This window comes from Seonamhaeicola aphaedonensis (genome assembly GCF_003386195.1).
GTDB classification, from domain to species: domain Bacteria; phylum Bacteroidota; class Bacteroidia; order Flavobacteriales; family Flavobacteriaceae; genus Seonamhaeicola; species Seonamhaeicola aphaedonensis.
Map to the genome: position 1 here is coordinate 87833 of NZ_QRDX01000007.1, position 12853 is coordinate 100685.

Annotated in this window: 12 protein-coding genes and 1 pseudogene; 6 read left to right on the top strand and 7 right to left on the bottom strand. The window is 33.8% G+C overall.

Annotated features, from left to right (window positions below; all coding sequences use genetic code 11):
* Positions 1-12 precede the first annotated feature (12 nt).
* Genes DFQ02_RS12100 through DFQ02_RS12110 form a run of 3 tightly spaced genes read right to left on the bottom strand, consistent with a single transcriptional unit; the run spans position 13 to position 5008 of the window.
* Positions 13-2664, bottom strand: coding sequence for a DNA gyrase/topoisomerase IV subunit A (locus DFQ02_RS12100; protein ID WP_116524704.1), 2652 nt, complete (start codon positions 2662-2664; stop codon positions 13-15).
* Positions 2664-3149, bottom strand: coding sequence for a hypothetical protein (locus tag DFQ02_RS12105; RefSeq protein ID WP_116524705.1), 486 nt, complete (start codon positions 3147-3149; stop codon positions 2664-2666). The genes DFQ02_RS12100 and DFQ02_RS12105 overlap by 1 nt, the downstream gene beginning before the upstream one ends.
* Positions 3149-5008, bottom strand: a complete 1860-nt coding sequence (locus tag DFQ02_RS12110) for a DNA topoisomerase IV subunit B (protein ID WP_116524835.1) — start codon at positions 5006-5008, stop codon at positions 3149-3151. Before DFQ02_RS12110 ends, DFQ02_RS12105 begins: the two co-directional genes overlap by 1 nt.
* A gap of 200 nt (positions 5009-5208) precedes the next feature.
* On the opposite strand from DFQ02_RS12110, the gene DFQ02_RS15400 reads away from it, so the two are divergent.
* Both DFQ02_RS15400 and DFQ02_RS15405 read left to right on the top strand, forming a co-directional pair.
* Positions 5209-5748: a DUF3500 domain-containing protein gene (locus DFQ02_RS15400; protein WP_116524706.1), complete on the top strand. Its 540-nt coding sequence runs from the start codon at positions 5209-5211 to the stop codon at positions 5746-5748.
* A gap of 26 nt (positions 5749-5774) precedes the next feature.
* A pseudogene (locus DFQ02_RS15405) lies at positions 5775-6212 on the top strand (DUF3500 domain-containing protein); the annotation flags it as partial.
* A gap of 155 nt (positions 6213-6367) precedes the next feature.
* On the opposite strand, the gene DFQ02_RS12125 reads toward DFQ02_RS15405, so the two are convergent.
* Complete coding sequence (locus tag DFQ02_RS12125; RefSeq protein ID WP_116524708.1) at positions 6368-7525, bottom strand: THUMP domain-containing class I SAM-dependent RNA methyltransferase; 1158 nt, start codon at positions 7523-7525, stop codon at positions 6368-6370.
* 268 nt (positions 7526-7793) lie between these two features.
* Here DFQ02_RS12125 and DFQ02_RS12130 point away from each other — a divergent pair, with 268 nt between their 5' ends.
* Genes DFQ02_RS12130 through DFQ02_RS12140 form a run of 3 tightly spaced genes read left to right on the top strand, consistent with a single transcriptional unit; the run spans position 7794 to position 9675 of the window.
* Positions 7794-8525 carry a class I SAM-dependent methyltransferase gene (locus DFQ02_RS12130; protein ID WP_116524709.1) on the top strand — a complete coding sequence of 244 codons (732 nt, stop codon included), beginning with the start codon at positions 7794-7796 and terminating at the stop codon, positions 8523-8525.
* 46 nt (positions 8526-8571) lie between these two features.
* Complete coding sequence (locus tag DFQ02_RS12135) at positions 8572-9246, top strand: ZIP family metal transporter (protein WP_116524710.1); 675 nt, start codon at positions 8572-8574, stop codon at positions 9244-9246.
* Positions 9247-9675 carry a DUF4268 domain-containing protein gene (locus DFQ02_RS12140; RefSeq protein ID WP_116524711.1) on the top strand — a complete coding sequence of 143 codons (429 nt, stop codon included), beginning with the start codon at positions 9247-9249 and terminating at the stop codon, positions 9673-9675.
* 82 nt (positions 9676-9757) lie between these two features.
* Here DFQ02_RS12140 and DFQ02_RS12145 read toward each other — a convergent pair whose 3' ends face one another.
* From DFQ02_RS12145 to DFQ02_RS12155, 3 genes are read right to left on the bottom strand one after another with little or no spacing between them, the layout of a single operon-like run.
* The gene (locus DFQ02_RS12145) at positions 9758-10249 is read right to left on the bottom strand and encodes a GNAT family N-acetyltransferase (RefSeq protein ID WP_116524712.1); all 492 of its coding nucleotides are present in this window, start codon (positions 10247-10249) and stop codon (positions 9758-9760) included.
* Between the two features lie 4 nt (positions 10250-10253).
* Entirely contained in the window at positions 10254-10880 is a 627-nt protein-coding gene (trhA, locus tag DFQ02_RS12150; RefSeq protein WP_116524713.1) for a PAQR family membrane homeostasis protein TrhA, read from the bottom strand.
* Between the two features lies 1 nt (position 10881).
* Positions 10882-11565 (bottom strand): DUF4294 domain-containing protein, encoded by a 684-nt coding sequence (locus DFQ02_RS12155; protein ID WP_116524836.1) that lies wholly within the window; start codon positions 11563-11565, stop codon positions 10882-10884.
* A gap of 138 nt (positions 11566-11703) precedes the next feature.
* On the opposite strand from DFQ02_RS12155, the gene DFQ02_RS12160 reads away from it, so the two are divergent.
* Positions 11704-12792 (top strand): M42 family metallopeptidase, encoded by a 1089-nt coding sequence (locus tag DFQ02_RS12160; RefSeq protein WP_116524714.1) that lies wholly within the window; start codon positions 11704-11706, stop codon positions 12790-12792.
* Positions 12793-12853: the final 61 nt, after the last annotated feature.

The window sequence follows — 12853 nt, forward strand, 5'->3', positions numbered from 1 at the left end:
CTAACCACATCACTAAAACAATGTAACCTGTCCTTCATTGTCTACTCCAAAATCACCTTCATCATCAGTATCAGAATTTGGTTTAGGAACCTTGTTTTCAGATGACACCTCAGTTTCATCTACTACCTCAATTTCACTAGCTGGTGTTTCTTTTGGAGCTTCGTAAGGCAAAGGCTCTAGTAAATTTATCTGATTAATACGTTCTTTTGTCAATTGATTTCCAAGAGCATTAATACCTTTAACAGCAATAAACTCTTCAAGGTTAACTTCTAAATTTTCACGCCTGTCTTTACCGCGTTCTTTAGCAAAAACTACCTCCGCTACAGGCCGCCAATCTGTAGATACAATCTCCAATTGTGAATCTGAATGCTCAGAAATAAATAGTTCTTCCTTATTTTCATTCTCAACAAGGAAACGTTTCACATAGTAACGCTCTTTTTCTCCATCATAATAAATAACCGAAATGGGCTTTTTAGGAATCCACTTCTCTAGAACAATCATATCATTATCAAAATGAGTCGTAAGTTCAGGAATGATTGTTTTTAATCGCCCTGATTGTGTAATAACTAACAAACGGTCTTCTCCTCTAAACTCACCTATAAGTTCCCCTCTACCATCTACATTTAACCTTTGAACAGAATCATCAAACCAAATTTTACGCGGTTTCAACGTTGAAACTCCTTTCTCTTTAAGTTCGATACGCTTAACAGAATATTTTGTGACCAAATTCCCTTTAGACACTCTCCCTTTTATAAGAATATCTGCAAAATCAATATCCCATTTCAACTTTTTAATACTGCCTGCTTGTCTTAAATTTACAGTAACTACTTCGGCTTCTCCATTAGGGTTAGCTGAAAAGTACAGAACAGCTGATTGCTTATTACCATTAGTAAGATCGTATTCTCGGTCTCTGGTAATTGAGGTTACAGCAAAACGTTTTATGTAAGATGGTCCGCCCTTACCATCTCTATAAATCATGTTATATATGGTACGCTTATCTTTTTTCTTAAACACAGCAACATGTATAATATCTTTACCTACAAAGGTTTTACTATCAACTTTTGTGACCATCATTTTACCTGTTTTGGTAAATACTATAATATCATCAATATCACTACAATCACACACGTATTCGTCCCTACGAAGCGACGTTCCAATAAACCCTTCTTCTCTATTCACATAGAGTTTAGTGTTTCTAATAACTACTTTTGTAGCATCAACATCATCAAAAATTCTAATTTCTGTTTTACGCTCTCTACCTTCTCCATAATCATTCTTTAACCTTTTAAAATAGGCTATAGCGTAATCTATTAAATTTGCAAGATGATGCTTTACTTGTGCAATCTGTTCCTCTAAAGCTTCTATTTTTTGTTGCGCTTTATCAATATCAAATTTAGAAATACGTTTAATGCGAATTTCTGTTAAGCGCACAATATCATCTTCTGTTATAGCTCGCTTTAAGTGTTTAATATAAGGCTGAAGCCCCTTATCAATGGCATCAATAACCCCCTGCCAAGTTTCTTCTTCCTCAATATCCCTGTAAATTCTATTTTCAATAAAAATACGCTCTAAAGATGCAAAATGCCATTGCTCTTCTAGTTCTGCCAACTTAATTTCCAGTTCCTGCTTTAAAAGTTGTACGGTATTATCGGTAGAACGACGAAGCATTTCAGAAACTCCAATAAATAGCGGTTTATTTTCTTCAATAACACAACCCAAAGGCGAAATAGACGATTCACAACTCGTAAAGGCATATAAGGCATCAATAGTCTTATCGGGAGATAATCCTGATGGTAAATGGACTAGAATTTCAACCTCAGCAGCTGTATTATCCTCAATCTTTTTAATCTTGATCTTTCCTTTATCGTTAGCCTTTAAAATGGAGTCTATTAGAGATGATGTAGTAGTTCCAAACGGAATTTCAGAAATAACTAGGGTGTTTTTATCAAACTGAGAAATTTTAGCCCGCACTCTAACTTTACCACCTCTGTTACCATCGTTATAATTAGTAAAATCGGCTATTCCTGCTGTTGGAAAGTCAGGTAAAATAGTAAATCGTTTTCCTTGAAGATGTTTTATAGAAGCCTCTATGAGTTCAATAAAGTTGTGCGGTAATATTTTAGTTGAAAGCCCTACGGCTATTCCTTCGCCTCCTTGAGCTAACAGCAAAGGAAACATAACTGGCAGGTTAACAGGTTCTTTTCTACGGCCGTCATAACTAGCCTGCCATTCGGTGATTTTCTGATTGTAAACCACATCTAAAGCAAACTTGGAAAGACGTGCTTCAATATATCTTGAGGCAGCAGCACTATCGCCTGTAAGTATATTTCCCCAGTTACCTTGAGTATCTATAAGCAAATCTTTTTGACCTATTTGTACCATAGCATCTGCTATACTGGCATCACCATGAGGGTGGTACTGCATGGTATGCCCTACAATGTTTGCAACCTTGTTGTAACGCCCATCGTCAAGGTCTTTCATAGAATGCATAATGCGACGTTGCACCGGTTTAAAACCATCTTCAATAGCCGGAACCGCTCTTTCTAAAATAACATATGATGCATAATCCAGGAACCAATCTTTATACATACCCGTAACTCGGGTAATGGTTCCATTAGGTTCATCATTTTGTTGGTTTTCTAAGCTATCATTCTCTTCTATCATTAACTATTGTCTTTTTTTCTATTAATCCTTACCATCTTTCTTAAAGACTGCCTAATATATTTTCTTTTTTTTCTTGATACCAGAGTAACATTAAAATATACATACTTTACCTTACCGTTATTATTCTTGATGCCTAACCTAAGTCCTTTATATATCAAGAAATTACGGAACTTATAAGATACTAATTTGTGTTTTTCAAATTCAACTTTGTACTCTCGATAATTTAGATAGTCTGACAACAAAAGTCCTCTATTAATTACAACTACTTTCATACCGTCACTGTCATACTCGAAATACTTAGATATCCAATGCACAATAAAAAAAAGAGAGACAAAACAAAACAGGAATAAAAAAAATGTTAACATAGGATTACCTGTTATATCCTTAAAAGCACTAAATACCGTAGATAGAATAATAGCTATTACAATCAAGATGAAATAGATTGAAATAATGATATTCCGTACTTTGGCATTGCTAGTCCTCATTAACTCTCCTCTTCAATTAGATCTAATTCAACTTTCAGGTTATCAATAATAAATTCTTGTCTGGTTGGTGTATTTTTTCCCATGTAGAATGACAACAGTTCTTCAATAGACATATTATCATCAAGCATTACTGGGTCTAAGCGCATATCTTCGCCAATAAAATGCTTAAACTCGTCTGGTGAAATCTCACCAAGCCCTTTAAATCTGGTAATTTCAGGTTTTGGTTTTAGTTTTTCAATAGCATTGATACGCTCTTCGTCTGTGTAACAATAAATAGTTTCTTTTTTATTTCTTACTCTAAATAACGGGGTCTGCAAAATATACAAATGCCCTTCCTTTATAACTTCTGGGAAAAACTGTAGAAAGAATGTAATTAACAACAGCCGAATATGCATTCCATCAACATCGGCATCGGTAGCAATTACCACATTATTGTAGCGTAAATCTTCAAGAGATTCTTCAATATTCAATGCTGCTTGTAGGAGATTAAATTCTTCGTTCTCATAAACGATCTTTTTAGTAAGTCCGTAGCAATTCAACGGTTTTCCTTTTAAACTAAAAACCGCTTGAGTATTAACATCGCGTGACTTAGTAATACTACCTGAAGCCGAATCACCCTCCGTAATAAACAGTGTTGTTTCTAAGTTTCGTTCACTTTTAGTATCTCCAAAATGTACACGGCAATCGCGTAATTTTTTATTGTGAAGGCTGGCTTTTTTTGCTCTATCTCGTGCTAGCTTCCTAATACCAGACAATTCCTTGCGCTCACGTTCTGCTTGTAAAATTTTCCTCTGAATCTTTTCGGCAGTATCCGTGTTTTTATGAAGATAATTATCCAGATTTGTTTTTAAAAAATCATTTATATACGTACGAACCGTTGGATAATCGCCTCCCATATCTGTAGATCCCAACTTGGTTTTAGTCTGGCTTTCAAAAACAGGTTCCATGACTTTAATAGCAATAGCGCTTATGATAGATTTTCTAACATCGGAGGCATCATAATTCTTACCATAAAATTCCCGAATCGTTTTCACAACCGCCTCTCTAAAAGCATTTAAATGCGTACCTCCTTGTGTGGTGTTCTGTCCGTTAACAAAGGAATGATACTCTTCACTATATTGGGTTTTACTATGGGTAATAGCTACCTCAATATCATCCCCTCTAAGGTGGATGATGGGGTATAATAAATCAGATTCATTAGTACTCTCAGTGAGTAAATCCTTTAATCCATTTTCACTAAAATACTTTTCACCGTTAAAAACTATGGTTAACCCTGGATTAAGGTACACATAGTTTTTAAGCATTTTTACAATATACTCACTTCTAAACTTGTAATTCTTAAAAATGCTTTCATCTGGAATGAATGATACCTTGGTACCTTTTCTACGGGTGGTATCATCAAGTAACTCTTGATCTGTAAGTTCTCCTTTTTCAAACTCTGCCGATGCCGACTTACCATCTCTTGTAGATTCTACCCTGAAATAATTTGAAAGTGCATTAACTGCCTTGGTACCAACACCGTTTAAACCTACCGATTTTTTAAATGCTTTTGAGTCGTATTTTCCACCGGTATTCATTTTAGAAACCACATCAACCACTTTTCCCAGCGGAATCCCACGACCATAATCCCTAACAATAACCTTATTCCCTTGAACAGAAATCTCGATAGTCTTTCCAGCTCCCATTACAAACTCATCAATAGAGTTATCTATCACCTCTTTTAAAAGAATATAGATACCATCATCAGGTGATGACCCATCACCAAGTTTTCCAATATACATCCCAGGGCGCATTCTAATATGCTCTTTCCAATCAAGTGAACGTATATTTTCTTCGGTATAATTAGATGGTACAGCCATAGAATTGATAAAAATTGAATGATAGAACGCTAATATAACACAACGCCCTAAAAAATGAAATAGCCAAGAAACAAAGTAATTAACAATATAAAAGCCTATTTGTTGAGAACCTAAAAGGTAATTACAGCGTATTAAATAAAACTCAAGTTGTTTTAGAAAAATAACGTAACTTAAAGTGTTTTTATTCAAAAACTAAACCTATGAAAAAGCTAGCAATTATAATTGGCATAATTACCTTTTTTATATTTCTATCTTTCAGCCACCAGAACGGAAAATATGTTGTAAAGTTTTTAGATTCTTTAAACACTAATCAACTAGAAAAAGTAATGTTTCCCTTTAATGATACTTCAAGAGAATCATGGCATTTTTTACCAAATAAATCCTATCCTCGTGAGGGTATTTCATTACAAGAACTGAATAAAGAACAGAAAGCCCTTTTCTTTGATATGCTTCGTTATTTTTTAAGTAAATCTGGTTACAACAAGACCAAAAAAATAATTAGTCTAGAAAATGTTTTGGCAGAATTTGGTGGTGACCCAGCATACAGAAATCCCGAAGCCTATTTTATAGCCATTTATGGCAACCCAAAAAAAGACAATCTTTGGGCTTGGGCTTTCGAGGGGCACCATGTAGCTTTAAACTTTACCGTAGTTAATGATATCATTACGGCTTCTCCCCGGTTTTTTGGTGCTAATCCTGCCATTGTAAAAGGTGGCAGTAGAAAAGGAGAGCGTACTTAACACAGAGAGGAAGCACTAGCCTATGCCCTACCTTAACCGAACAACAACGCAAACAAGCTATTTTCACTAATGCTGCCTATAATGACATTATAACTTATAACCTCTCTAAAGTAGAACCTTTAAAACCTGAAGGTATTCTAGCAAGTGACCTCAATGATGGTCAAAAGAACCAATTAAAAGCTATTATTTATGAATATTTAAGCGCCCTACCAGACTCTTTAGCCCATGTGCGAGAAACTAAAATACATCAGGAAGAATTTAACGATTTACGTTTTGCCTGGGCAGGAAGCACAAAAAAAGGTGAGCCGCATTACTATAGAATACAAGACAAAACATTCTTAATTGAACTGGATAACACCCAAAACAATGCCAACCATATACATTGTGTGTGGCGTGATTTTGATGGTGACTTTGGTAGGGATTTGATTATGGAACATTTCAAGCATTCTAAACATCATCATTAACAAGCTTCATAATTTAAGCTATATCTAAGTAGAATTATATTTATAATTTATTACAAAAATTTGCTGATTTTAATTTGTTAAAAAAGCTAACTATAGCTATCTACAAATATTAATCATTGTAAACGTATCATAACGATAAACACACCGCACCAAAATCACTTCATATACTTCCCCTTCTTACTTCCTTCATACATGACATACTTAACCAAACGCGATTCTAGCTTAGCATTATACAATTGTATTTTTCGTGAAGGGCGTAACCCCACATGTTTTAGGGCGTCAAGGTTTGAAGTAATAAACCAAGCCTCAGTACCCGGATAGTTTTGCTTAAGCGTATCACCAATATTTTTATAAAACATTTCCATATCTACATTTAAACGTTCGCCGTAAGGCGGGTTAAAAACCATATGCAACTTACCGCTTCCTCCCTTTTGGGTCTTAAAAAAGTCTTCATGTTTTACGGTTATAAAATCATCTAACTGCGCATTCTTAATGTTGTCTTTAGCCTTATAGACAGCACTAGGCGCTTTGTCATAACCTATAATTTTGTAATGAAAATCTCGTGTTTTTTTAAGCAGCGATTCTTCTATCTTTTCAAACAACTCTACATCCCAATCTTGCCAGCGTTCAAAAGCAAATTCTTTACGCATTAAATTGGGTGGAATATTACAAGCTATCATGGCAGCTTCAATAAGCATGGTACCCGATCCACACATGGGATCCATAAAATCGCATTGTCCATCCCAACCAGATAGCATGATCATGCCTGCTGCCAACACCTCATTAATGGGCGCAATGTTAGTGGCTGTTTTATAACCACGTTTATGCAACGAATCTCCCGAAGCATCTAATGAAACTGTACATTGATTGCGATCTATATGTATATTTATTTTTAAATCCGGGAATTTTAAATCTACATTGGGTCGCTGCCCAGTATTATCACGAAACCTATCTACAATAGCATCTTTAGTCTTTAAGGCAATGAACAAGGAATGTTTAAACAAATGGGAATAGATAGTGGCATCAACCGCCAAAGAGCCATTAGATTTTAAATAGTTTTCCCATGGCATTTTGTATATGTTGTCATACAAATCTTGTTCATTATGAACTTTAAAAGTATGGATAGGTTTTAGAATTTTAATGGCAGTTCGCAATCCTAAATTTGCTTTATACATAAAACCTTTATCGCCTACAAAACTTACATTACGCACCCCTTTCTTAACATCTTGGGCTCCAAGTTGCGTGAGCTCATTAGCCAATAAATCTTCAAAACCAAACAAGGTTTTGGCTACCATTTTAAAATTGTCCTCCATGTTCTTGTGTATTGCATTGCCTTAAATACGCTGCAAAAATAGGGTAATTTTCCTGGGTAAAAACAGAATTTTTAAATGTTAAAAAAACCTGTACTTTTGCGGTACATTTATATTAGTAGGGTTTGGGTCAAGTAGGGATTGAAGTCCTTTGACTGCTTTCATGATAAACGCAATCTTTTATGTCAGTTCGAGTATCACACCAAAAAATGTGATGAATCTATAACAAGTGTGCTGACTACAAAAAATACAAACCAAATAAAAACAATTAATGATAGCAGATAAGTCTACTTGGTTTTCTTCTTGGTTTGATACACCATATTACCATATTTTATATAAGGATAGAAATGATACCGAGGCACACGCCTTTATGGAAACGCTTACCAATTATTTAAATATTCCTGAAAATGGAACTATTTTAGATTTAGCTTGCGGTCGAGGACGACACGCTAGGTATTTAAACAAGATTGGATATGATGTAACGGGTGTTGACCTGAGTGAAAGTAGTATTGCTTTTGCTAAAAAATTTGAAAATCACCGCCTAAAGTTTGAGGTTCATAATATGAGTGAACCTTACCATAAAAAGTTTGATGCCGTTTTTAATTTATTCACAAGTTTTGGTTATTTTGATGATGATGCCGATAACCTAAAAACTATTAAAGCAATTAAAGCTAATTTAAATGAATTTGGTTTTGGCGTTATTGATTTCATGAATAGTGAATTTGTGATTGATAGTTTAGTACCTGAGGAAGTTAAAACTGTAGATGATATTACCTTTAACTTAAAACGATATGTTGAAGCAGGCTACATTATTAAAGATATTAAGTTCACTATAGAAGGCAATTTATACCATTATCAAGAACGTGTGCGGGCATTTACACTAAATGATTTCGAAGATTTATTTAAAAAAGCCGATGTACATTTGCTTGATGTTTTTGGAGATTATAACTTGCGTAAGTTTAGCAGTAAAACCTCTGAACGCTTAGTAATGATATTCAAATAGGTCGATAATCGACATTATTTCCATTCAAACACCAGTATGAATTTGTATGAGTGATTATCTTTTTCCTTTTTTAGCCGTTGTTTTAGGCGTTATTATAGCTAGATTTACTAAGAGTAGTAAATCTTGGAACACCAAGCTCCTACTCTCTTTTAGTGGAGCTTTTCTATTAGCGCTTACTCTTTTTGAATTACTTCCTGAAGTTTACAATCATTTGGAAGCAAAAAGTACTGGTCTTTTTATTATGGGTGGTATTTTGCTACAAATAATACTCGAGTTGTTTTCTAAAGGTGCAGAACATGGGCATGTACATATTCATAAAAACAGCACTGCTTTTCCTTGGCTACTCTTTATTAGCTTGTGCATTCACAGTTTTTTAGAAGGTTTTTCCATTCATAAACATAATGATATGGTTTATGGCGTATTAGTACACAAAATACCTATTGCTATTATTATTAGTTTATTTTTGTTTAAGGCTAAATATGGTAAATTACAAATAGCCTTGTTCTTATTGGTATTTGCTTGTATGACACCTTTAGGAACCTTGATTTCACATACATGGCAAGTATTGGCACATATAGGCCATATATTAAATGCTATGGTTATTGGTATATTTTTACATATATCTACAACCATACTATTTGAAAGTAGCGATGGACATAAGTTTAACATGTCTAAGTTTATTGCCATTATTTTAGGCGTTAGTGTGGCATTTTTAATTTAAATGTTTAGCAAAGAAGAATCTAGAATATTACGACAAGAATTTTGGACCAGTTTCGGAAAATCGTTTCCCAGAAAGTGGATTCTTTATAATACTAAATTAAAAGGGTTTAGCTTTAAATTTCATTTTGACACCAAGAAAGCTTTGGTGGCATTAGACCTTGAAGACGATTTAGAACACCGTATTAAGTATTGGGAAAAACTTACTACACTGAAATCTATTTTATTGGATGACTATCTTCCAGATGCTATTTTTGATGAAGAATATATTTTAGAGAATTATAAAGAAGTCTCAAGAATATATGTGCGTTTGGAGGAAAAAGTGTCTATTCACAATAAAAAAACATGGCAAACTGTAATGGAGTTTTTCAATGAAAAAATGAGTCTATTCGAGGCCTTTTTTGAGGAGTACAAAGAGCTTATTGAAGCTTAGATTTGGTGGCTTATTAAATCGTTAAATTTAAACTTTAAATTCTAAAAAAATAGTAATAGGTGATTATAAACAATAATTTAACTTATAGACCCTTCTCCATTTCAAAGTCATCCATTACAAAACCATTACCTATATCAATGACTACAGGTCTTACTTTTTTAAAACCTAAACTCTCATAAGCTTTTATTGAGTTGATATTATTAATATTAACGGTAAGTCTAATTTTATTTAGGTCATAAACTTTTGATTTCTCTTCTATAAAAACTAATGCTGCTTTTCCAATCTTCTTTCCTCTGTATTCTCTCAATATATAGAACTTACTTAAAAACAAAGCTTTAGCTTCTTTTTTTATGCAAATGTAGCCTACAGGTACTTTGTTGTATTGAAGCACAAAGTATTCAAAACCATTGGTAACTTGTTCTGCAATAGCATTTACAGATTGAAATTTCTCCAACATATAATTTACTTGTGGCAATCCTATGATAGGGATGTAATGTTCACGCCAAATAATATTGGCAAGAGTAGCAATGTTTTGAAAATCTTCAATAGACTTTACAATGGTAATTGTTAGCATAAAACTAAATTACATAAAAGAATATCATAAAAAAATGAAACATAGCACCTGCCAAAACAAATAAGTGCCAAATAACATGGTTAAAAGGAATTTTTTCAATAACGTAAAAAATAATACCCCCAGTATATGACAACCCACCAGCAAAAAGTAATAAAATAGCATTACTATCTAGAGCTTTAGAAAGATTAGAAAAATCAAAAACAATCAACCAACCCATAACCAAGTATAATAAAGTTGAAAACACTTCAAACTTCCCTATAAAAAACAGCTTCAGAATAACCCCAAAAGCAGCAATTCCCCAAACTACCCAAAACAGCAACCAACCTAAACTATCTGTTAATATAATTAATAAAACAGGTGTGTATGTTCCAGCTATTAGCAGATAAATACTTATATGGTCTACTATCCTAAAATAATGCTTTAACGTTTTATTTCTAATAGCATGATATAAAGAAGAAGCTGTAAATAATATAATTATAGAAATACCATAAACAATAACACTAAATAAACTATAAGCCGTTTTATGAGTGTTAAAAACAATTAGTAGAATTAAAGCAATAATTCCAAAAGCAGCACCAAACCCATGACTTACAGCATTGAGTTTTTCTTCAAAACAAGATTGTTTTCGCATGCTATTTTTCTTGAGAATCAGCGTTTAACCACTTATCGGTTAAATCATAGAAATCAAATTCTAAAGCTGGTTCTTGAGCTTCTAATCGGCCACTTTGAAAATTTCTCTGCAAAATATCTTCAATTAAATAATCTTCCTTCACGTTTTCAGGATCGAACTCGCGCTTTAAAGAAATATCAAACATACTAGCAGTAGTATTATACCAAAAAGCTCTCCAACCACTACGCAACTCTTTTACCAATTCAAAAGCTGTAGTTCCTGTTTGCCTATGTATCAGTTTCACTAAAATCTGACCCTCAGTACGAGTCATTTTTTTTAGTTCTTCAGAAAATTCACCCTCAATATATTTTTGAACACGCTTGGTATAACGCTTTTTATCACGTTTTCGTTTCATACTCGCCATTTGTTTATTCATAGAATCTAAACGTACCGCCGCTAATTTGGCATAAGGGTAAACTTTAATGGTTTTTCGTCTTAAAATTAAATATCTAATGCGGTCTTCTCGGTTATTAAATTTTAGTTTATGTAAGAGTTTAACTTCGGCTAAATCAATACTGGTTCTAGGTACAGAATCACCTTCAATAATTAAATACTCAACAGTTGCTGTAGAATCTATCTCAACATTGTTTACCTGCCCTAGTATAAATGTTGGAAACAGAAAAAATATGTATTTAAACCAGTTCATTAATCTGTGTATTGAGGCCTCTGCTGTCAAAATTACTAATTTACTCTTGTTATAACGATTTTTTGGGGTGGTTATTTTTATGGAATTAGACACACCAATTTCTGTTTATATTATTATTTTAGTGCAAAACTTTTACAAATGGCGAAGAAGCATATTCTCAATAAAAAATCTATTGACTTTCTAGAAAAATATTTAAACAATGCTGCTCCTACTGGTTATGAATGGGACGGACAGAAACTATGGATGGACTATCTTAAACCCTATGTTGATGAGTTTATTACTGACACCTATGGTACTGCCGTGGGCGTGATAAACCCAAAAGCAAAATATAAGGTGGTTATAGAAGGACATGCCGATGAAATATCCTGGTATGTAAACTACATAAGTGATAACGGACTTATTTATGTTATTAGAAATGGGGGTAGTGACCATCAAATTGCCCCCAGTAAAGTTGTTAATATTCATACAAAAAAAGGTATAGTTAAGGGAGTTTTTGGGTGGCCCGCCATCCATACTAGAAATAGAGCCAAAGAAGAACCACCGAAACCAGAAAATATTTTCATTGATTGCGGTTGTGCCAATAAAGAAGAGGTTGAAAAATTAGGGGTTCATGTAGGTTGTGTGATAACCTACCCAGATGAATTTCATATCTTAAATGATGATAAATTTGTTTGTAGAGCTATAGATAACCGCATGGGAGGGTTTATGATTGCTGAAGTGGCGCGTTTACTAAAAGAAAACAAAAAAGAATTGCCATTTGGTTTATACATAACCAATGCAGTACAGGAAGAAATTGGACTTCGTGGTGCCGAAATGATTACTCAAACCATAAAACCCAACGTAGCCATTGTTACAGACGTAACACATGATACAACAACCCCTATGATTGAACAGAAGAAAGAAGGTTATTTAGAAATTGGCAAAGGTCCTGTAGTAGCCTATGCTCCTGCTGTTCAACAAAAATTACGCGATTTAATTATTGAAACCGCGGAAGATAAAAAAATACCTTTTCAGCGCTCAGCACTATCTAGAGCTACAGGAACCGATACGGATGCCTTCGCTTACAGTAATGGCGGGGTGGCATCTGCATTGATATCCTTGCCACTACGTTATATGCATACTACCGTTGAAATGGTTCATAAGGAAGATGTTGAAAACGTCATTAGATTAATTTATGAAACCCTTCTAAACATAAAAGACGGAGACTCATTCAGTTATTTTGAATAAAAAGTTGTTATTCTAAATGAATTAAAATGTAGTATCTCAATAGTTTCAAAGATGAGATGCT